General features: G+C 67.0%; 17 protein-coding genes. 14 read left to right on the forward strand and 3 right to left on the reverse strand.

The annotated features are described in order from the left end of the window. Positions 1-154: 154 nt before the first annotated feature. Entirely contained in the window at positions 155-1,087 is a 933-nt protein-coding gene (locus AC1PLA_RS03775; RefSeq protein WP_003482735.1) for a carbohydrate kinase family protein, read from the reverse strand. A 276-nt stretch (positions 1,088-1,363) separates the two neighbouring features. Between AC1PLA_RS03775 and AC1PLA_RS03780 the strand changes: the two genes are divergently transcribed. The 9 genes from AC1PLA_RS03780 (at position 1,364) to AC1PLA_RS03820 (ending at position 13,594) form a co-directional block, all read left to right on the forward strand. Next, positions 1,364-2,410 (forward strand): rod shape-determining protein, encoded by a 1,047-nt coding sequence (locus AC1PLA_RS03780; RefSeq protein WP_006452025.1) that lies wholly within the window; start codon positions 1,364-1,366, stop codon positions 2,408-2,410. Positions 2,411-2,582: 172 nt separating this feature from the next. Further along, positions 2,583-3,854 (forward strand): rod shape-determining protein MreC, encoded by a 1,272-nt coding sequence (gene mreC, locus AC1PLA_RS03785; RefSeq protein ID WP_481105616.1) that lies wholly within the window; start codon positions 2,583-2,585, stop codon positions 3,852-3,854. Continuing rightward, a complete protein-coding gene (gene mreD / locus AC1PLA_RS03790) occupies positions 3,851-4,336 on the forward strand; it encodes a rod shape-determining protein MreD (protein ID WP_115510411.1) in 486 nt (161 codons plus the stop codon). The genes mreC and mreD overlap by 4 nt, the downstream gene beginning before the upstream one ends. Before the next feature lie 3 nt (positions 4,337-4,339). Continuing rightward, positions 4,340-6,400 carry a penicillin-binding protein 2 gene (gene mrdA, locus AC1PLA_RS03795; RefSeq protein ID WP_104623412.1) on the forward strand — a complete coding sequence of 687 codons (2,061 nt, stop codon included), beginning with the start codon at positions 4,340-4,342 and terminating at the stop codon, positions 6,398-6,400. Beyond that, complete coding sequence (gene rodA, locus AC1PLA_RS03800; RefSeq protein ID WP_039523409.1) at positions 6,397-7,515, forward strand: rod shape-determining protein RodA; 1,119 nt, start codon at positions 6,397-6,399, stop codon at positions 7,513-7,515. The genes mrdA and rodA overlap by 4 nt, the downstream gene beginning before the upstream one ends. Before the next feature lie 321 nt (positions 7,516-7,836). Continuing rightward, positions 7,837-9,237, forward strand: coding sequence for a glycoside hydrolase family 28 protein (locus AC1PLA_RS03805; protein WP_104623411.1), 1,401 nt, complete (start codon positions 7,837-7,839; stop codon positions 9,235-9,237). 340 nt (positions 9,238-9,577) lie between these two features. Then, positions 9,578-10,717 (forward strand): lytic murein transglycosylase B, encoded by a 1,140-nt coding sequence (mltB, locus tag AC1PLA_RS03810; protein ID WP_481105617.1) that lies wholly within the window; start codon positions 9,578-9,580, stop codon positions 10,715-10,717. Then, positions 10,714-12,129, forward strand: coding sequence for a septal ring lytic transglycosylase RlpA family protein (locus tag AC1PLA_RS03815; RefSeq protein ID WP_481105618.1), 1,416 nt, complete (start codon positions 10,714-10,716; stop codon positions 12,127-12,129). Before mltB ends, AC1PLA_RS03815 begins: the two co-directional genes overlap by 4 nt. 259 nt (positions 12,130-12,388) lie before the next feature. Then, the gene (locus AC1PLA_RS03820) at positions 12,389-13,594 is read left to right on the forward strand and encodes a D-alanyl-D-alanine carboxypeptidase family protein (RefSeq protein ID WP_016900824.1); all 1,206 of its coding nucleotides are present in this window, start codon (positions 12,389-12,391) and stop codon (positions 13,592-13,594) included. Between the two features lie 152 nt (positions 13,595-13,746). Here AC1PLA_RS03820 and AC1PLA_RS03825 read toward each other — a convergent pair whose 3' ends face one another. Continuing rightward, on the reverse strand, positions 13,747-14,808 hold the full coding sequence (locus tag AC1PLA_RS03825; protein ID WP_481105619.1) for a lipid A deacylase LpxR family protein: 1,062 nt from the start codon (positions 14,806-14,808) through the stop codon (positions 13,747-13,749). 290 nt (positions 14,809-15,098) lie between these two features. On the opposite strand from AC1PLA_RS03825, the gene AC1PLA_RS03830 reads away from it, so the two are divergent. The 5 genes from AC1PLA_RS03830 to AC1PLA_RS03850 all read left to right on the forward strand — a co-directional run bounded on the left by AC1PLA_RS03830 (position 15,099) and on the right by AC1PLA_RS03850 (position 20,747). Beyond that, on the forward strand, positions 15,099-16,082 hold the full coding sequence (locus AC1PLA_RS03830) for a CsgG/HfaB family protein (protein WP_024939685.1): 984 nt from the start codon (positions 15,099-15,101) through the stop codon (positions 16,080-16,082). Positions 16,083-16,209: 127 nt separating this feature from the next. Beyond that, positions 16,210-16,488, forward strand: a complete 279-nt coding sequence (locus AC1PLA_RS03835) for a YbeD family protein (protein WP_016900827.1) — start codon at positions 16,210-16,212, stop codon at positions 16,486-16,488. Continuing rightward, entirely contained in the window at positions 16,476-17,174 is a 699-nt protein-coding gene (gene lipB / locus AC1PLA_RS03840; protein WP_481105620.1) for a lipoyl(octanoyl) transferase LipB, read from the forward strand. Before AC1PLA_RS03835 ends, lipB begins: the two co-directional genes overlap by 13 nt. A gap of 15 nt (positions 17,175-17,189) precedes the next feature. Continuing rightward, positions 17,190-18,203 carry a lipoyl synthase gene (lipA, locus tag AC1PLA_RS03845; protein ID WP_024939683.1) on the forward strand — a complete coding sequence of 338 codons (1,014 nt, stop codon included), beginning with the start codon at positions 17,190-17,192 and terminating at the stop codon, positions 18,201-18,203. A gap of 384 nt (positions 18,204-18,587) precedes the next feature. Next, entirely contained in the window at positions 18,588-20,747 is a 2,160-nt protein-coding gene (locus AC1PLA_RS03850) for a carboxy terminal-processing peptidase (protein WP_481106156.1), read from the forward strand. 183 nt (positions 20,748-20,930) lie between these two features. Here AC1PLA_RS03850 and AC1PLA_RS03855 read toward each other — a convergent pair whose 3' ends face one another. Continuing rightward, positions 20,931-21,674 carry a sulfite exporter TauE/SafE family protein gene (locus AC1PLA_RS03855; protein WP_212579158.1) on the reverse strand — a complete coding sequence of 248 codons (744 nt, stop codon included), beginning with the start codon at positions 21,672-21,674 and terminating at the stop codon, positions 20,931-20,933. Positions 21,675-21,712: the final 38 nt, after the last annotated feature.

Below are 21,712 nucleotides of genomic sequence, written 5' to 3' on the forward strand. Positions count from 1 at the left end.
GCCCCTCTCCTGCGGGAGAGGGGTTGGGTGAGGGTACGGGGCGAAGCCTTGTGCTGTTCAAACTGCACGAGGCTTCGCTCGTACCCTCATCCGCCCCTGCGGGGCACCCTCTCCCGAGGGGAGAAGGGCAAGCGCTGATCAGCGGCGGTGCGCGTCAGAGCGCGTAGCCGAACTGCTGCTTGAACTGGTCGTTGAACTCGGCAAAGTCGAACCGCTGGTTCTGCGTGCCGGGGTGCTCCACCTTCAGCGCGCCCATCAGGTTGCCCATCCGCCCGATCGTCAGCCAGTCGTAACCGCCCTGGATGCCGTAGATCAGGCCGGCGCGGAAGGCGTCGCCGCAGCCGGTCGGGTCGACCACGCGGCGCTCGTGTGCCGGCGGGATGTCGTAGGTCTTTTCCGGCGTATGCACCAGCGCGCCCTTGGGGCCCTGCGTGGTGATGTAGGCCTGCACGCGCGAGACGATGTCCTTCTCGTCCCAGCCGGTGCGTTCCTGCAGCAGGTTGGATTCGTAGTCGTTGACCACCACGTACTGGGCCTGCTCGATGAACTGGCGCAGTTCCGGGCCATTGAACAAGGGCATCGCCTGGCCGGGATCGAAGATGAAGGGAATGCCGGCGGCAGCGAACTCTTCCGCATTCTGGATCATGCCCTCGCGCCCATCCGGGCCGACCAGGCCCAGGGTCACGCCCGGCACATCCTTCACGTGGTTCTCGTAGCTGCGCATCATCGCGCCCGGATGGAACGCGGTGATCTGGTTATTGTCGTGGTCGGTGGTGATGAAGGCCTGCGGGGTGAACAGGTCGTCGATGATCTTCACCCGCGACAGGTCGATCCCCAGCGTTTCGAAGTGTTCGCGGTACGGGCCGAAGTCCTGGCCCACGGTGCCCATCGGGATCGGCGCGCCGCCGAGCAGATGCAGGTTGTAGGCGATGTTGCCGGCGCAACCGCCGAACTCGCGGCGCATGCGCGGGACCAGGAACGACACATTCAGGATGTGCACCTTGTCCGGCAGGATGTGGTTCTTGAACTGGTCCGGAAACACCATGATGGTGTCGTAGGCGAGGGAACCACAGATCAGTGCGGACATCGAGTCAGGCCTTTGCGTTGGGAAATACCCGCCAGTTGCCGGGCATGGCAGCGGGACGGCGCGCGCGCCGCGGCGCAAAGGGTAACGGCTGCGACCGATCAGGGCCACAACCGCATGCCATGCCCGGCGTGACCGGCACATGAAAACGACGCCGCAACGGCCGATTTTTCCTTGCCCGCACCGGGGGGGATTGCTAGGCTAGTGGACTTCGTTTTCTGCCCAAAATTTCGCCAGTCTGGCGGCGGGCACGCGACTTACCCAGGAACAACTCCCTCGATGTTCAAGAAACTCCGCGGCATGTTCTCCAACGACCTGTCCATCGACCTGGGCACGGCCAATACGCTGATCTACGTACGCGGGCAGGGCATCGTACTGAACGAACCTTCGGTGGTGGCGGTGCGTCAGGACCGCGCAATCGGCGGCACGCGCTCGGTGGCCGCCGTCGGCGCCGAGGCCAAGCAGATGCTCGGCCGCACCCCGGGCCACATCACCACGATCCGCCCGATGAAGGACGGCGTCATCGCCGACTTCACCTACACCGAGGCAATGCTGAAGCACTTCATCAAGAAGGTGCACAAGTCGCGCTTCCTGCGCCCGAGCCCGCGCGTGCTGGTATGCGTGCCGGCCGGCTCGACTCAGGTCGAGCGCCGCGCCATCAAGGAATCGGCGGAAGAAGCCGGTGCGCGCGATGTGTATCTGATCGAAGAACCCATGGCCGCCGCGATCGGTGCCGGCATGCCGGTGACCGAGGCGCGCGGGTCGATGGTCATCGACATCGGCGGCGGCACCACCGAAGTGGCGGTCATCTCGCTCAACGGCATCGTCTACTCGCAGTCGGTGCGCGTGGGCGGCGACCGTTTCGACGAGTCGATCACCAACTACGTGCGCCGCAACCACGGCATGCTGATCGGCGAAGCCACCGCCGAGCGCATCAAGCTGCAGATCGGCTGCGCCTACCCGCAGGACGAGGTGCAGGAGATGGAGATCTCCGGCCGCAATCTTGCCGAAGGCGTGCCGAAGATGATCAAGATCAACTCCAACGAAGTGCTCGAGGCATTGCACGAGCCGCTGTCGGGCATCATCTCGGCGGTCAAGCTGGCGCTGGAACAGACCCCGCCGGAACTGTGTGCCGACGTGGCCGAGCGCGGCATCGTGCTCACCGGCGGCGGCGCACTGCTGCGCGACCTGGACCGCCTGATCTCCGAAGAAACCGGCCTGCACGTGCAGGTCGCCGACGACCCGCTGACCTGCGTGGCCCGCGGCGGCGGTCGCGCGCTGGAGCTGGTGGACATGCACGGCAACGAGTTCTTCGCGCCGGAGTGATGCGTTCGGGATCGGGGAGTCGGCATTCGGGATTCGCAAAAGCGGTTCCTGCCTACGGCCCGGTAGGACTGCTCCGCAGTTCCGCGAGTTCACGTTTTAGCCGCATTCGTATCGGGGGCAGCCAACCGCTCCCCGAATCCCCAATTCCGAATCTCCAATCCCGGCCCTGACAGTGCCCTCCTACGCCGGTCCTCCCGTCGCCTCCCGCCCGGGCGAAGTCACCTCCACGCTGCGGCTGCTGGTCTATCTGGTGCTGGCGATCGTGCTGATCGCGCTCGATAGCCGGGGGGGCTGGCTGAGCCAGGTGCGTCTGCAGGCCAACCTGCTGATCCAGCCGATCTGGGCGGTGGCCGGGTTGCCGGGGCGGATCGGCTCGCAAGTGCGCGACAACGCCGCCACCCATGCGCAGCTGGTGGAAGAAACCCGCACCCTGCGCAATCAGTTGCTGGTGGCCAATGCGCGCCTGACCCGGCTGCAGACCGCTGCGCTGGACAACGCGCAGCTGCGCGAACTGCTCAACGTCGCCGAGCGCCGCGGGCTGGACGTGCAGCTGGCGCCGATCCTGGATATCGACCTGGACCCGACCCGGCAACGCCTGCTGCTGGACGCCGGCAGCCGCGATGGCGTGCTGCTGGGCCAGGCGGTGATCGACGCCGGCGGGCTGATGGGCCAGGTGATCGAAGTGACCCCGCTGCATTCGACCGTGCTGCTGTTGACCGACCCCGACCACGCGGTGCCGGTCAGCGTGGCGCGCAACGGCGTGCGCCTGATCGTCTACGGCCGCGGCGACCGGCTGGAACTGCGCGACATCCCGCTCAGTGCCGGCGTGCAGGTGGGCGACGAAATCGTCACCTCCGGCCTCGGTGGCCGCTTCCCGGCCGGCTTCCCGGTCGGCAAGGTCTCCGAACTGCACCCGGACGACACCCATGCCTTCCTGGTCGGCGAACTGACCCCGGCCGCCAAGCTCGATCGCGGCCGCGATGTGCTGCTGCTGCGCGCGGGCAAGCCGCTGCGGGTGGTGCCTGGGGCCGGGATTGGGGAGTCGGGAGTTGGGATTGGTAACGGCAACGGCAACGGCAACGGCAACGGCAACGGCGTCGCGGCGGCGGCCGGCGCGCCGGTGACTGCAACACCGCGCACGCCTGCGGGCGGTGTTTCCAGCGCAGCGACTGATACCGCGCGCCCGACGGCCGCCGCGGCATCGGGCACTGGTACCTCGGCGCCTGCACGGTCCGCAGCGACACCTGCCGCGCCCGGCGCGCTGCCGTCCAGTGCGCCAGCGTCCGGCCGCCCGGCCAGCACGTCCGCCCGGCGTCCCGCATCGACCGCATCCAACGGCCCGAATCCCGATTCCCGTTCGTCCCCACCACAGGGCGCTGCTTCCAGCCAATCCCCAATCCCCACTCCCCAATCCCGTCCGGCTCCGCAGGAGACGGACCAATGACCCGCATGCGCAACACCTGGATCCTGCCGGCGAGCATCGTCATCGCGCTGGTGCTGGGCCTGCTGCCGCTGCCGGTGGTGGTGCAGCCGCTGCGTCCGTACTGGCTGGCGCTGGTGCTGGCGTACTGGGTGATCGAGGAGCCGGACCGGGTCGGGCTGGGTATCGCCTTCGTGGCCGGCATGCTGGCCGACCTGCTGTATGGCGGGCTGCTCGGCGAGCAGGCGCTGCGGCTGGTGATCATGACCTTCATCCTGCAGCGCTTCCGCGCGCGGATGCGCTTCTTCCCGGTCTCGCAGCAGGCGTTGGCGATCGGCGGGCTGCTGCTCAACGACCGCATCGTCTCCTCGGCCGTGCATCTGGCGGTGGGCGAGCCGACCCTGCCGTGGAGCTACTGGTGGGCGCCGCTGCTGGGCATGGCGCTATGGCCGCCGCTGTTCGTGTTGCTGGATGCGGTGCGGCTGGGCAAGCGGAGCAAGAAGTAAGCCATGCACGGGCGCCGTCATCCCAAGAACCCGCACGCGGAGGCCGAGCAGTTCCGCCGGCGTGCGGTGCTGGGCTTTGTGATGGTGGTGATCTGCCTGGTTGGCCTGGGCGGCTGGTATTTCAAGCTGCAGGTGCTCGACCACGAGGTCTATGCCACGCGCTCGGAAGCCAACCGCATCAAGCCCAAGCCGGTGGTGCCCGGGCGCGGCATGATCTACGACCGCACCGGCCGGCTGCTGGCCGAGAACGTGCCGGCCTTCCGCCTGGACGTGACCCCGGACAAGGTCGCCGACATGGACGCCATGCTGGCCGCGTTGGGCAAGGTGATCCCGATCGCGCCGGAGGATCTGGAGCGCTTCAACCGCGAGCGGCGCGCGCGCCGCAGCTTCCTGCCGGTCACCCTCAAGCTGCGCATGAGCGATGAGGAAATGGCGCGCTTCGCGGTGGAGCGCTGGCGCTTTCCCGGGGTGGAGCTGGAGCCCTACCTGACCCGGCGCTACCCGTACGGGCCGCTGTTCGCGCACATCATCGGCTACGTCGGCCGTATCGACGAGAAGGACCTGGCGGTGCTGGGCGAGGGCAATGCCGCGCTCACCCACATGGGCAAGTCCGGGCTGGAGCGCTATTACGAGCAGGACCTGCGCGGTCAGGTCGGTTACGAGCAGGTCGAAACCAACGTGCAGGGGCGGGCGATCCGCACCGTCGGCCGGGTCGCGCCGCAGTCGGGCGCGGACCTGCGGCTGTCGGTGGATGCCGACCTGCAGCGCGCGATGGTGGCCGCGTTCGGCGAGCACGAGGGCGCGGCGATCGCGATGGACCCGCGCACCGGCGAGATCCTGGGCATGGTCAGCCTGCCCAGCTACGACCCCAACCTGTTCGTCAACGGCATCTCGCATACCGACTTCAAGATGCTCAACGACAACCCGTCGCGGCCGCAGTTCAACCGGCTGGTGCTGGGCGGCGTGGCGCCGGGCTCCACGCTCAAGCCGCTGATCGCGCTGGCCGGCCTGGACAGCGGCCTGCGCCGGCCGGAAGACCGGGTGCTGTCCACCGGCATGTTCTACCTGCCCGGGGTCAGCCGCGGCTGGGGCGACTCGCACCGCGGCGGCCATGGCTGGACCGATCTGCGCAAGTCCATCGCCCAGTCGGTCAATACCTATTACTACCGGCTGGCGGTGGACATGGGCATCGAGCGCTTCGACCACTACCTGGGCGAGTACGGCTTCGGCCAGCCGACCGGGGTGGACCTGCTCGGCGAGATCGGCGGCATCCTGCCATCGCCGGCCTACAAGTACAAAACCCGCAAGGAGCGCTGGTATCCCGGCGACACCGTCAACATCGCCATCGGCCAGGGCGACTGGAAGGTGACCCCGCTGCAACTGGTGCGCGGGGTGTCGGCGATCGCCAGCGGGCTGCTGCTGCGCCCGCACCTGGTGCTGGAGCAGCGCACTGGCTTCGATCACCCATGGCAGCCGATGATCCAGCCGCCGGGCAAGCCGATCAGCCCGAGCGAGGCGCATCTGCAGGTGGTGCGCGAGGGCATGATGGACACCATGCGCCCCGGCGGCACCGGCTATGCGATCACGCCGGGCGCGCCGTATCAGATGGCCGGCAAGACCGGCACCGCGCAGGTGGTCAGCCGCAAGGGCGTGGCCGCGGTGGATCCGCGCAGCCTGCCGCTGCATCTGCGCCACCGTGGCCTGTTCGTCGGCTTCGCGCCGGCCGACAACCCGGTCATCGCAGTGGCGGTGGCGGTGGAGGGCGGTGGTTTCGGTACCAGCTCGGCAGCGCCGATCGCACGCAAGATCTTCGACGCCTGGTTGCTCGGCAAGCTGCCCGCCGGCCTGGAGCCGCTGGACAGCGAGCTCGGCATGACCGCGGTGGGCGTCAACCAGTTCGAAGCCGGCGCCACCGATGCGCGCCAGGCCGGCGATGCGGCCGCGGCCACGCTGGACGAGCTGCCGGTGGTGATCGGCCAGACCGCGGTGGCGTTGGACCCCAACACGCCGGCGCAGCCGGTGGTGCCGGACGTGCCCGATGCGGTCCAGGAGACCGACCATTGAGTGACATCCTGCGCTGGCTGGTGGACATGGTTGCGCGCTTCACGCGCAGCCTGGACTGGATGCTGTGCCTGGCGCTGGGTGCGCTGATGGTGATCGGCCTGTCGGTGCTCAAGAGCGCGGGCGGCGCCGCCAACGGCGATCACCTGGTGATGGCGCAAGCCGTGCGCTTCGTCATCGGCCTGGCCGCGATGTGGGGCATTTCGCGCATGTCGGTGCTGCGCCTGCGCGCCTGGACGCCGTGGGTGTACGGCTTGTCGATGCTGCCGCTGCTGGCGGTGTTCGCGCTGGGCACCGGCAAGTACGGCCGCCAGTGGCTGGACCTGAAACTGTTCTACCTGCAGCCGGCCGAACTGCTCAAGATCAGCCTGCCGATGATGGCGGCCTGGTATCTGCACCGCATGCCGTTGCCGCCGCGCATCTCCACCGTGCTGGTGACCGGCGTGATCATCGGCGTGCCGACCGCGCTGATCATGCTGCAGCCGGACTTCGGCACCGGCGTGCTGATCGCCGCCAGCGGCGTGTTCGTGCTGCTGCTGGCCGGCCTGCCGTGGTGGTGGGTGGCGGTGGGTGTGGGCGGCGTCTCGGCGGCCGCGCCGGTGGCCTGGTTCTGGCTGCTGCGGCCTTACCAGAAGGACCGCATCATGATGTTCCTCAACCCGGAAAACGATGCGCTGGGGGCCGGCTGGAACATCATCCAGTCCAAGATCGCGATTGGCTCGGGGGGTTTCGACGGCAAGGGCTGGGGTCTGGGTTCGCAGTCGCATCTGAACTTCATTCCCGAACAGACCACCGACTTTGCGTTCTCGGTGCTCAGCGAGGAGTTCGGCTGGATCGGCGTGGCGACCGTGCTCAGCCTGTACCTGATCGTGATCGCGCGCTGCCTGTGGATCGCCTCGCAGGCGCGCGACACCTATTCGCGCCTGGTCGCCGGTGCCACCGGCCTGGCCTTCTTCGTCTACGTGCTGGTCAACGGCGGCATGATTTCCGGGCTGCTGCCGGTGGTGGGCGTGCCGATGCCGCTGATGAGTTACGGCGGTACCTCGGCGGTGTCGCTGTTGGCCGGGCTGGGCCTGGTGATGGCGGTCAAGGCGCACCGCCCGGTGCACGGCTACTGAGCCGGCGCGTTCTGCAGCCGACGCTGACAGGCACTCACCCGTGTCGAAAGAGCCAATCACACCTGGCCAGGCGCACTAGGCCGCTGGCGACAGGCGCGTGACACGTAGCTGACGCTGCGCAAGGCGCGCGCGGTTCTGCGCGCTACGTTGCAATGACGACATCCCGGCGCAGGGCCGCTTCGCGCATGCGGCATCGGGTTCGCTCGCCTTCTGTGAATGGGCGCGTCGCTCCGTAGAGTCCGATGCGCCGCCGTCCTGCGCGCGGCCGGGTCGCGTTGCAGCTGCAGGCACGCGCCATTCCTCTTCCAGGTGACCTCTTCCATGAAACTGCTAACCGCCGCGATCGGCGGTGTCTGTCTTACGTTCGCCGCACACGCCGGCGCCATCAATCTTGCCACCGGCGATACGCGCGCGGTCTCCGAGCCCGCGATTCCCGCCGCCTGCCAGCCGGTAAGCGCCAGCCACACGCCAAGCGGGCGGCTGTTCGACGCCGCGCTGGAAAGCGCGCCGCCCGACACCAAAGCCATCCAGGCCGCGCTGACTGCCTGCACCGGCAAGAACGGCAGCGTGCTGCTCAAGGCCGGTACCGGCAACGCGTTTCTCACCGGCCCGCTGACCATTCCCACCGGCGTCACCCTGGTCGTCGATCAGGGCGTGACCCTGTACGGCTCGCGCAATCCGGCCGACTACGGCAGCGGTTGCGGCGTTGCGGGCGCCAAGAGCGGCGGCTGCCTGCCGCTGATCAGCGTCAAGGGCACCAGGTCGGGCGTAATGGGCGTACGCACCGGCGGGCGTCAGGGCACGATCGACGGGCGCGGCGACCTGCCCATGCTCGGCAAGAGCACCACCTGGTGGGAGTTCGGCGAAAACGCCAAGGCTGCCGGCCAGGTGCAGAACAGCCCGGACCTGATCAAGGTGCAGAACTCCAACACGTTCACCCTCTACAACGTCAATCTGATCAACGCGGCGTACTTCCATTTCTTCGCGCATATCGTCGATGGCCTGACCATCTGGGGCGTGCGGGTGAAGTCGCCGGCGACCAGCCCCAACACCGACGGCCTGGACCTGGACAGCGTGGTCAACGCCAGCCTGGTCGACAACGATGTAATGGGCGGCGACGACTGCGTGGCGATCAAGACCATTGCGTCCAAGTCCGGCAACATCAGCGTGCGCGACAACCGCTGCTACGGCACCCACGGCATCTCGATCGGCAGCGAGGTGATGTCCGGGGTCAACAACGTGCTGGTCGACAACAACGCCATCACCGCCACCGACGATGCCGGCAATCGCAGTACCGACAACACCGGGTTGCGCATCAAGACCAGCCTCGCCAAGGGCGGCCCGGTCAGCCTGGTCACCTATCGCAATACCTGCCTGTACGGGGTGACCAGCCCGCTGGTGATCAACCCGTTCTATTCGGTGGGCGGCAGCGGCACCAAGCCCAGCTTCGCCGGGATCGTCGTCAACGGCCTGCGCACCACCGGCGATGTCGGCCTCAAGGGCAAGGGCTGGATCCTGAAAGGCTTCGATGCGCAGACGCCGCTGGACCTGACGCTGGCCAATGTGGCCACTGGCAATACCGCGGTCTCCGCCAGCGACGCGCAGATCGGGCTGAGCAACAGCGCGCTCACCCCGACCGGCAGCAACGTCACCACGTCCAGCGTGCAACTCAGCGGCAGCGTACCCACCTGCTCAACTGCGCCACGCTTCCCGGCCCTGTGATCAACCAGGCGCGGCCACTCCGGCCGCGCCTGACGGCCGGATCGACCTCAAGGGACCCAAGCCGGCCGCTAATGCCATCAAACGAAGAAATCAGAAGCAGGCTCACGGCATGCCGCCAGACACAAAGCGTCGCCAGCCCCTGGCCCGGTCCACCAGACAACCCCGGTCGGCACACGAGCACCCCGCACCCCACAATTCCCGAATCCCGAATTCCGAATCCCCATTCCCCATTCCCCATTCCCCCTCCCAAATCCCCTGCCACCCAAAGCGGCAAACTAAAGCTCTTTCCTTTCATGGTCTTATTGCCAGAAGTTCATCTGTTCTCTGTTACCCTCGGCCGATGATTCGACGCACTCTGACCTGCCTGCTCACCCTCGGCCTTGTCGCCTGCGCGACTCAGCCCAGCCCTCCGACCCCGCCGCCGGCCGCCAGCGCGCCCCCGGCCAAGCCGCCGAGCGCCCCGGTCGCGCCCGTCAGTGCCGCTGCCGAAGCGCCCGCGTTGCCGCCGGTGGACCTGACCCCGGTGCCGTTCGAGGTCGCCCGCGCCAACTTCGTGCGCGACACCGCCGCCAAGTACGGCATCGACGCCGCACAGATCGAAGCAGTGCTGGCGCAGGCGCAGTTCAAGGACGCCATCGTCACCGCGATGTCGCGCCCGGCCGAGCGGGTCAAACCGTGGAACGAATACCGCCCGATGTTCATCACCCAGGCGCGGATCGATGGCGGCCGCAAGTTCCTGGCCGAGCATCGCGCCGAACTGAGCAAAGTCGAAGCGGCCACCGGCGTGCCGGCGCAGGTGATCGTGGCCATCATCGGGGTGGAGACCAGTTACGGCAGCAATGCCGGCAAGTACCGCGTGCTGGACGCCCTGTACACGCTGGCGTTCCGCTACCCGCGCAGCGGCGACCCGGCCAAGCTCGAACGCGAAGTGCGTCGCGAGCTGTTCTTCCGCGATGAACTCGGCCAGCTGTTCGCGCTCGGTAAGGAAGAGCAGCTCGATGTCACCACGCTGATCGGCAGCTATGCCGGCGCGATGGGCATGGGCCAGTTCATGCCGTCCAGCTACCGCCAGTTCGCCGTCGACGGCGATGCCGACGGCAAGCGCAACCTGTTCACCGACCACAACGACGTGTTTGCCTCGGTCGCCAACTACTTCGTCAAGAAGGGCGGTTGGGTGCGCGGTGGCCAGGTCGCGGTGCCGGCCACGCTGGCCGCCGGCCACGAGGAATTCAATCCCACCGACTGGTCGCCGGTGTACACGCTGGCCGACCTGTCCGCGCGCGGCTATCACCCGAATGCCCCGGTGGTGGCCGGCAGCACCGCCACCCCGATCACCCTGGACGATGCCAACGGCAAGCAGTACTGGCTGGGCTTCCAGAATTTCTACGCGATCACCCGTTACAACATTTCCAAGATGTACGCGATGGCCGTGTTCCAGCTGTCCGAGGCCATCGCCGGCAAGGAGTTACCCCCGGCATGAACAGCACGACAGGCCCCAAGTGGCTGATCCCGATGGCGCTGATGCTCGGCCTGGCGGCCTGTAGCAGTGCACCGAAGAAAAGCGCCGGCACCGGCGGCAGCGGCGCGATCAAGGGCGTCAAGGTCGACGGCAAGGGGCCGGCGTATGTGGCCACCGGTTGCCCCTCGACCTCGCCCTACGCACCCGCCAAGGAAGACCCGTCCACGCGCGGCGACTACACCGCCGGCGGCCTGTACAAGCCCGGCGTCAAGGACACCACGCCGGACCACGTGCCCAACGTGGCCTGCATCCCCGAACCGCTGGTCACCAACGAGCCGCGCTCGGCGGTGGGCAACCGCTCGCCGTATGAGGTGCTGGGCAAGCGCTACGTGGTGATGGACAACCCCGGCGACTATGTCGAACGTGGGACCGCCTCGTATTACGGCAGCAAATTCCACGGCCGGCTGACCTCCAACAAGGAGGTCTACGACATGTACGCCTTCACCGCCGCCCACAAGACCTTGCCGCTGCCCAGCTTCGCCCTGGTGACCAACACCGACACCGGCGACTCGGTGGTGGTGCGCGTCAACGACCGCGGCCCGTTCCACGATGGCCGCGTGATCGATCTGAGCTACGCCGCTGCGGTCAAGCTGGGCATCACCGGCAAGGGTACCGGCAACGTCGAGGTGCGCGGCCTGACCGAAGCCGACAACGGTAATCTGCTGGCCAAGCGCCGCAGTGGCAGCGCGCCGGTCAGCACCGCGGTGGCCGCCGCACGGCCGGCCGCCAGCGCCAGCCAGATCGACGGACTGGTGCAGCGCCTGCCTACCCGCACCCTGCCGGCCGCCGCCCCGCGCGCAGTGGCCGCCAGTGCTGCCGCTCCGGTGGCCGCCGCGGCGGCAGGCAGTGCAGGGGCTGTTGCGGTTCCCGCGGGCGAGCGTTGGCGCTACCGCGTGGCCGATTCGCGCCAGCCCGGCAATGCCGACAACTTCGATGCCTGGATGAAGTCGCAAGGCGTGCGCGTGGCCACCGGCAAGCCGGCTGCCGCCGCGCCGCGGCCTGCCTCGGCTGTCCCGGTGGCGGTCGCGCCAGCCGCCCCGGTCGCGGTGGCGGCGATCAAGCCTGCCGACAGCGCGCCGGCACGTCCGCTCAGGAGCGAACCGGTACCGGTCAAGGCGCCGAGCGTGGCCGAGGCGGCACTGGGCGACATCCTGTTGCAGGTGGCCAGTTTCGCCAGCCGCGAAAACGCCAACCGCGCGCTGTCGCAGCTTGCCTCAGCCGGGATCGCCGGTGCCAGCGTCAGTGACATCGTCAGCGGCGGTCGCACCTTGTGGCGGCTGCGCGTCAACGCGCGCGATCACGCCAATGCCTCGGAGATCGCGCAGCGCATCGCCGGCCTGGGCTTCGGGCGCCCGCAGATCGTCGCCAACTAGCCACGATCGATCCGGCAGCCAAGGCGTCGGCGGGCAGGCCGGCGCCCGCTATCGACAGCTAGCGTCGGGCAGCCGCGATCACGACGCGCCCCATGCAGCTTGCTCGATCGCCCAGTGCGTCAGCCACGTTCGGCACGCCGTCTGCCGCCATCGCTGAACTGCGCAGGCGCGCGCAGCATCGCGCGCGTCGCCCTGATCGCCGTGGCGCCTTACAATTTCGCATTACCCAGCCTTCGGGCCCGTCAGGAGTCGTTCTTCAATGAAATTCCGCTTCGCCGCCGCTGCGGTGGCCACGTTTGCCTTTGGCCTGGTCTGCGCGCAGACCCCTGCGCCGCAGCCGACGCCTGCCGTTGCCGCTGCGCCGGCCGCCGTCCCGGTTCCGCCCGCACCCGCGCCGGCGGTGTCCAAGTCCTGGATCCTGATGGATTACGCCACCGGGCAGGTGCTGGCCGGTGAAAACATCCACCAGCAGCTGGCCCCGGCCAGCATCACCAAGGTGATGACCTCCTACGTGGTCGCTGCCGAAATCAAGAATGGCAAGGTCAAGCGCGACGACCAGGTCATGATGAGCGAGCGCGCCTGGCGCGAGGGCGGTGCCGGCACCGACGGCAGCTACAGCGGCTTCCCGGTCAACCAGACCGCGCGTCTGGAAGACATGGAAAAGGGCATGGCGATCCAGTCCGGCAACGATGCCGCGATCGCCCTGGCCGAGCATGTGGCCGGCAGCGAAGAAGCCTTTGCCTCGCTGATGAACAGCTACGCCGCCAAGATCGGCATGAAGGACTCCTACTTCGTCAATGCGCACGGCCTCAGCGCCGAAGGTCACCATTCCACCGCCTACGACCTGGCGATGCTGGGCCGCGCGATGGTGCGCGATTACCCGGAGACCTATGCCTACAACAAGATCAAGGAATTCCAGGTCGGCAGCATCAAGCAGAACAACCGCAACCTGCTGTTGTGGCGCGACCCGGCGGTGGACGGCATCAAGACCGGCCACACCTCCGAGGCCGGCTACTGCCTGCTGAGCTCGGCCAAGCGCGGCGACCAGCGCTTGGTGGCGGTGGTGATGGGCGATTCGTCCGAGCGCCAGCGCGCCGACGACAGCCTGGCCCTGCTCAACTGGGGCTTCCGCTTCTTCGAAACCCACAGCCTGTACGCGCCCGGCAAGGTCGTGACCAAGCAGAAGGTCTGGAAGGGTCAGCAGGACGAAGTGCAGCTGGGCGTGGCCCAGCCACTGCTGGTCAGCCTGCAGCGCGGCCGCTACAACGACCTCAAGCCCAGCATGGAAGTGGCCAAGAACCTGCAGGCCCCGATCAAGCAGGGCCAGCAGATCGGCACCGTCAAGGTCAGCCTGGACGGCAAGATCATCGCCCAGGCCCCGCTGGTCGCCATCAACGCAGTCGAAGAGGGCGGCTTCTTCAAGCGCCTCTGGGATGCGTTCTGGATGTGGTGGGAATCAGAGTGATCCAAAGAAAAAGCCGGCGAAAGCCGGCTTTTTCTTTGCGGGGATTGGGGATTGGGGATTGGAGATTCGGGATTGGCAAAGGCGAGAGCGGCAGCGAAGCACCAGCAGCCCGCTGTTGCGAATCCCCAATCCCGACTCCCCAATCCCAGCCCTCAAAGCATCCGACTGATCGTGAAACTGCCATACACCGGCGTTTCGCGCTGGGTGTCGAATTCGCGGGTGCGGTGGTAACGGGCGATGGCGAACTTCCAGCGGCCGTACATCACCGCCAGGCCGTAGCCGACATCGCCCACGAACGGGCGCTTGTCCACGCTGTGGCTGTTGCGGAAGGTGTTGCCGTCCAGGGTGATGTCGCGCAGCACCCAGCGCGCATCGGTGGTCAGGAACAGATGGCCCGACCAGCCGCTGGCGCGTCCGAGCCGGCTGGGGGCGGTGTTCTCGCCGGCCGGGCGGGTCGGGGTGCTGCCGAAGTCGTCCGGCAGCTTCCAGCCGAAGCGCACCTCGCCACCGGCATTCAGATGCGTGGCCATGTTGCCGACCGCGCCGCCCCAATGCGAGATGAAATCCCAGCCGAAGCCGTCCGCATTGACGGCCGCATCGCCCGGCCAGCGGCGCATGCGCTCGTGCACCAGGTTGATCAGCGGCTCGTTGTGCAGCTGGTTGTCCCAGCCCTGGAATTTTTCGTCGCCCAGCACATCGTGGATCGCATCCTGCGCTTCCTGCGCAAATGCCCACGGGCCGACCACGCCGATCTGCAGCTGGGTGGTGCGCAGATGCGCATCGTTGCGCGCGTTGTAGCCGAAGCTCGCCAGCAGGATGCCCGCATACGGGCGATCGTCCGGGATCACATCGCGGCGGGTGGGATCGGTGGGAGTGAAAATCGCCTGGCCGATCGAGAACACCATGTTCTGCTGGTCGAACTCACCCGGATGCAGACGCTCCAGATAGCCGTTGACCCAGCGCGCGGTGCGCGGCAGGCAGGGGTCGTCGGTGTAGTCGACCAGGTTGGGCGACACCAGCGTCAGCACCGCGCCGTTGGAATAGCCCTGATCCTGATCCTCCCCGCCAAACAGGTCGTTGTCGACCCGGAAGTTCACCGCCGGCGGCGTCCGGCTCATTCTGCTGGAGTCGCACTGGTCGGCAGCCAGGGCCGGCAGCGACAGCCCGGAAAGAGAGAGCAGCAGGGCAGCGGACAACGCGCGCGGTCGAAGCATGGAGGGCCTGGAAAGGTAGGAAAGGACGATGTTCAGCAAAGGTGCCTGCGGCCGCTGCTGCGCCGCGTGAATGTGCTCCGGGATCATGCCCGAGCCGCCCGGATGCAGCGGCAGAGCCTGGAACACCAGTCCGTTCCATTTGCGGTACGGCGGCCATGAAAAGCCCGCGCGAATGGCATATGATCCGCCTCCGGGGGAACTAGCCCCAAGGAACGGCGGCCTTTCTCAGGCCGTTTCATCACCAACGGATCGCGTTTGCCGACGGCAGCGCAGGTGTCAGGGGAACAAATATGAGCAAGACGATTTCTGTGAGCGCAGCGCTGTTGTCCAGCGTGTTGGGTGTTGCACTGGTCAGTGTCAGCGCGCCGGCCTCGGCCGGACTGAAGGATGCCTTCAAGGGGTCTGCACAGGATCAGCGCAAGGAGGCCGTCGCGCAGATCCCGGTGTGCGCCAAACCGCTGGGCAGCCTGTCGGTGCTCGAGCCGGAGGATGCAGTCAACTGGTGGTCGGGTCAGCAGTTGCCGGCGCCGTCCAAGCTGATAAAGGTCTTCGTCAACCGTTCGCGCTGCTTCACTCTGGTAGACCGTGGCGCGGGCATGGCGGCATCGCAGCGCGAGCGCGACATGGCGGCAAACGGCGACCTGCGCGCCCGCTCCAACGTCGGCAAGGGCCAGATCCGCGCAGCCGACTATGTGATGACGCCGGACCTCATTTCGCAAAACCACAATGCCGGCGGCAGCGCCATTGCCGGCATGCTGGGCGGCCTGATGGGCGGCAATGCCGGCAACCTGGTCGGTGGCCTGAACCTCAACAAGAAGACCGCCGACGTGGTGCTGACCATCACCGATGTGCGTTCCTCCGAACAGGTCGCCATGGCCGAAGGCAATGCCAAGAAGACCGACCTGGGCTGGGGCGCGCGTGGCAACGTCTTCAGCGGCGGCGACTACGGCGCCGCCGGTGCCGGCGGTTATGCCAATACCGAGATCGGGCAGGTGATCACCCTGGCCTATCTGCAGGCTTACACCGACGTCGTCACCCAGCTCGGCGGTCTGTCCGGCAACGCGGCTGCATCCAATGTGCAGCAGGCTGTGACCGTGACCCGCGCAGGGCGTCTGTTGGGCAATGCCAAGGGCACTGGTGCGGCCGTGCGTACGCTGGAGCCGGGCATGATGCTGTACCCGACCGGCACCAAGGAAGGCGTCATGTGGGAAGTCGAAGACGAAATGGGCAACCGCGGCTGGGTGTCGTCGGCCATGCTGGAACTGTCCAAGTAAGCAGTTGGCCAGACCCACGCTGGGCGTGACGCGTACGGCGTGAAGCAACGGGGCCCTTGCGGCCCGGTTGTTCTGTCCCGCGCACGGCGGGCTTGGGTTTGTCCGCCATCGTCCCGATAATGGGCGGATGGAAATCAGCACCGACAACCCCGATCACGGCTTCCAGTTTCCCGGTACCTTCGAGCTCAGCGCCATGGGCGCGGCCGAGCGCGGGCTGGAAAGCGAACTTCCGCGCCTGCTCGCCGCCACCGGTGTGGAGCTGCTGGAGGAAAGCATCAGCTGGAAGCATTCGTCCAGCGGCAAATATGTCTCGGTCAAGATCGGCTTCCGCGCCGAGAGCCGCGAGCAGTTCGACGCTGCGCACCAGGCGCTGCGCGATCACCCGGAAGTGAAGTGGACGCTGTAGCGGTCCAGGCGGTGGAAGGCGCTGTGCCCATCCTGCCGGCGCAGTTGTGCGACCTCGGCCGACAGGCCTACGCGCCAGTGTGGCGTGCGATGCAGCGTTTCACCGATGCGCGTGATGAGGCCACCGCAGACGAAGTGTGGGTGGTCGAGCATGCGCCGGTGTTTACGCTGGGCCAGGCCGGCAAGCCCGAGCATGTGCTGGCACCGGGCGAGATTCCGGTGCTGCAGGTCGATCGCGGCGGCCAGGTCACCTATCACGGCCCCGGCCAGTTGGTGGTCTATCCGCTGCTGGACCTGCGCCGGCTCAAGATCGGCGTGCGCGATTACGTGTGCAGGATCGAGCAGGCACTGATCGACACGCTGGACGAATGGAATATCGTCGCCGAGCGCCGCGAGGGCGCGCCGGGCGTGTACGTGGGCGGCGCCAAGATCGCCGCGCTCGGGATCCGGGTGCGGCGCGGCTGCACCTTCCACGGCCTGTCGTTCAACGTGGCGATGGACCTGGAGCCGTTCCACCGCATCAACCCCTGTGGCTATCAGGGCCTGCAGGTGACCTCGGTGCTAGACTTGGGCGGCCCCTCTGGGATGGACGCCGTCAAGGCGGTGCTGCTCGATCAGCTGGCGCGCCAGTTCGGTCTCGTCTTGCAGCCTGTCTCCGCGTTGCCCGACCTTTCGCTTCCGGCCTGAGCGCCCGTTACTGCCATGACCCAGCCTATCGCCCGTTCCATCCCCTTGCAGGTCGTCTCCGGCGACACCGCTGCACCTGCGCCGCTGCAGACCGGCGTCAAGCAGATCGGTGGCGACAAGATCAACCGCTCGCCAGTGCAGTTCGTCGATGCGCCGGTGTTGCGCAAGCCGTCGTGGATCCGGGTGCGGATTCCGTCCGGCAATGCAGTGCAGAACCTCAAGGCCAAGCTGCGCGAAAACCGCCTGGTCACGGTCTGCGAGGAAGCCAGCTGCCCGAACATCCACGAGTGCTTCAGCCACGGCACCGCGACCTTCATGATCCTGGGCGAGGTCTGCACGCGGCGCTGCTCGTTCTGCGATGTGGCGCATGGCCGGCCCAAGCCGCCGGATGCAAACGAGCCGGCCAGCCTGGCCACCACCGTGGCCGACATGGGCCTGAAGTATGTGGTGGTGACCAGCGTGGACCGCGACGATCTGCGCGACGGCGGTGCCCAGCATTTCGTCGACTGCATTTCGGCCATCCGGGTCAGCTCACCCAAGACCCGCATCGAGATCCTGACACCGGATTTCCGCGGCAAGGGCCGCATGGACCGCGCGCTGGAGATCCTGGCGCTGAGCCCGCCGGACGTGTTCAACCACAACATCGAAACCGTGCCGGACCTGTACCCGAACGTGCGTCCGGGGGCCGACTACCAGTGGTCGCTGACCCTGCTGCAGCGCTTCAAGGCGCAGCATCCGTCCATCGCCACCAAGTCCGGCATCATGCTCGGCCTGGGCGAGACGATGGAGCAGGTTCAGGCCACCTTGCGCGACCTGCGCGCGCACGATGTGGACATGATCACCATCGGCCAGTATCTGCAGCCGACGCCGCATCACCATCCGGTGATGCGCTACTGGACGCCGGAGGAATACAAGGCGCTGGAGGACTACGGCAATGCGCTGGGCTTCAGCCACGTCGCCTCCGGGCCGATGGTGCGCTCCTCGTATCACGCCGATCGCCAGGCCGCCGGCGCGGGCGTCGCTGCTTAAGCCAGTCGATCACGCCTGCGCCCATGCTCAGGCGGGCGCGGCCGCCGGTGCTGGCGTCATCTGATGCCGCAGCCGGCCGCATGCCGAGTGCATGTCGTCGCGAACTGCTCGCGACCGCCCTCGCGTAGCTCCGATGATTTCGAGCTAGAACGACCCACACGACCCTGCACACCGCAGGGTCGTGGTGTCTCCGGCCGCTGCTCTTGGCGGGCAGGGTGCGGTCGCGTTCACAATCCGCTACAGGCCCGGCGCTAGGCTGATTCAGCCAGCGGATGACAACGCCAGCAACTTTCGGCACTGTCATGCTGTCTGATCCGTTCACCGCCTTTCTTTCGTCGGCCCTGTGCCGAGAGCCATTCGATGACCTACAACGTTTCTACGTCCATGAAGGCCGGCCTGCTGGCGCTGGTGTTGACTACTCCGATGGCCTTGCTCGCACGCGCCGACACGGCGTTGCCGGCCGCAGCCACGCCCGACCAGGCCACCGCGACCAAGCTGGTCTACGGTCTGCTCTCCGACAGCCGCTATGCCTACCGTCCGCGCACGCTGGACGAGGCGATGTCCAAGGACGTCTTCAAGCGCTATCTGGAAACCCTGGACGGCAGCAAACAGTTCTTTACCCAGGCCGACATCGATAGCTTTGCGCCGTTGCAGACGGGCGTTGGCGATGCGCTGCGTGGCGGCAATCTGGAGCCGGCGTTCCAGGTGTTTTCGGTCTACAAGAAGCGCGTCGATCAGCGCGTCAAGTACGCGCGCGACCTGCTCAAGCAGGACTTCGATTTTTCCGGCACCGACAAGTTCGAGTACGACCGCAAGGACGTGCCGTGGGCGGCAGACGACAAGCAGCTGGACGTGCTGTGGCGGCAGTCGGTGATGAACGATTGGCTGCGCCTCAAGCTGGCCGGCAAGAAGCCTGACGACATTCGCAAGACGCTGGATAAGCGTTATGTCTCGCTGGCCGATTCGGTCAAGCAGTTGAAGGGCGAGGACGTATTCCAGTTCTTCGTCAACGCCTACACCAATGCGGTCGATCCGCACACCGATTACTTCACCCCGCGCACCGCAGAAACCTTCAATCAGCAGATGTCGTTGTCGCTGGAAGGCATCGGTGCGCAGCTGCAGAAGCAGGACGACATGGTGGTGATCCGCGAGGTCATCCCGGGCGGTCCGGCGGCAGTGGATGGCACGCTCAAGCCGGGCGATCGTATCGTCGGCGTGGGCCAGGCCAAGAATGGCGCGATCGAGGATGTGATCGGCTGGCGCATCGACGATGTGGTCGCCAAGATCCGCGGTAGCAAGGACACCCAGGTGCGCCTGGAGTACATCCCGGCCGAGTCGGGCATCGACGGCAAGCACCGCACCGTGACGCTGACTCGGCAGAAGGTGCGTCTGGCCGAGCAGGCCGCCAAGGGCGAGATCATCACGCTGCCGGCCAAGGGCAGCGAGCCGGAGCGGCGTATCGGCATCATCAAGCTGCCGGGCTTCTATCAGGATTTCGAAGGCCGTCGTCGTAACGCGACCGACTATGCCTCGGCAACGCGCGACGTTGCCAAGCTGCTGGCCGGCTTCAAGACCGACAAGGTCGACGGCGTGGTGCTGGACCTGCGCAACAACGGCGGCGGTTCGCTGGACGAGGCGATCGAGCTCACTGGCCTGTTCATCGAGCAGGGCCCGGTGGTGCAGGTGCGCGAATCCGGCGGCCGGGTCACCGTCAATGGCGACAGCAATCCCAAGGTGGCCTGGGATGGTCCGCTGGGCGTGCTGATCAACCGCGGCTCGGCATCCGCCTCGGAGATCTTTGCCGGTGCCATCCAGGACTACGGTCGCGGCCTGGTGATCGGTGAAACCAGCTTCGGCAAGGGCACGGTGCAGAACATCGTCGACCTGGACCGCTGGCCGGCGGCGGAAGGGCAGCGCTATGGGCAGGTCAAGCTGACGATCGCGCAGTTCTTCCGCGTCAGCGGCTCCAGCACCCAGCACAAGGGCGTGGTGCCGGACATCGCATTCCCGGCCAGCGTGGATGCCACCGAGTTCGGCGAGAGCACCTACGACAACGCGCTGCCGTGGACGCGCATTGCCGCCGCACCGCACACCCAGTACGGCAACTTCGCGCCGCTGCTGCCCAAATTGCAGGGCCTGCATACCGCACGCATTGCCACCGACAAGGAATTCCAGTGGTGGGAAGAGGACGTCAAGCAGTTCCGCGATGAGAAGGCCAAGAAGTACATTTCGTTGAACGAAGCCGAGCGCGTTGCCGAGCGTCAGAAGCAGGATCAGCAGCGCAAGGATCGCCAGCAGGTGCGCAAGCAGCTGGGGCTGCCGCTGGACCCGCTTGCCGAAGACAGCGATGACGGCCTGACCGGCAACGAGCGCGATATCGTCAAGGACACCGCGCGTGAGAAGGCCGCAGAAAAGCGCCCGGATCCGTTGCTGCACGAATCGGCCGCCATCCTCGCCGATGCGCTGGGCCTGCTGTCGCAGGACCAGCCGCTGTCGGCGCAGGTGCTGCCGCAGTCGACCGCGCCGGGACGTTGGGCCGACTGATCGTCTGCCGAACAGCTGGCGACAAGATCAGCTTGCAATGCAAAACGCCACCGCATCGCGGTGGCGTTTTTATTGGGCGACCCTTTCATGTCCGGCACTACTGCGCGAGCGGGTTTGACTGATGATCGATTGCCGGCTGCCATACCTGTGGGCCGTGCGGCGCTCCATTGCGCCCGACGTGGCTTACGCCAAGGCCTGCCAGATGCCTTGCAGGCCGAGCACCAGCAAGGTGGTGAAAAAGAAGCGCCGAAACGTCTCGGCAGAAATGCGGTTGCGCACCCAGGCACCCAGCCACATGCCGATGGCGGTGGGTAGCAGTGCCCACAACGACGGAGCGATCGCCGCGCGGGGTAGCGCGCCGTGCCAGGCCAGGGCACTGGCCAGCGCCAGCGTCGCCACGCCGAAACACCAGCCCAGGGAGCGGATCAACAGCTCGGGCGGGAGTTGCAGGGCGGTGAGGTAGGGCAGTGATGGCAGCACGAATACGCCGGTGGCGCCACTCAACAGACCGGTGGCCAGCCCGGCCAGTGGCCCTGCCCACGGTTCGTGACGTGCCTGCATCGTCCAGTGCCGACGGGCCAGCCCAAGCAAGGCGTACAGCGCCAGCAGCGCGCCCAACCCGGCGCGGACCAGGCTGGGGTCGGCGCCTGTTAGCACCCCAGCACTCAGCCAGGTGCCCAGCGTCACGGCGGCCAGCAATGGCCACAGACGTCGCAACAGGGTCGCCGTGTCCGGCCCCCAGGCTTGCTGCACATTCGTCACAAGCGAAGGCAGAGCCAGTAAGGTCGCTGCCTCGGCAGGCGTCAGCCACAGACCCAGCAGCCCCATCGCAACGGTCGGCAAGCCCATCCCGGCCACGCCCTTGACCCAGCCAGCCAATAAAAAAACGCCTGCGATCAGATGCCAGTGGGTGTGCAATGTCTCCATGCAGCCAAGGATCCGGGCTTGTTCCGCGGCAGACAATG

It is taken from the genome of Xanthomonas sp. NCPPB 1826 (assembly GCF_056725285.1).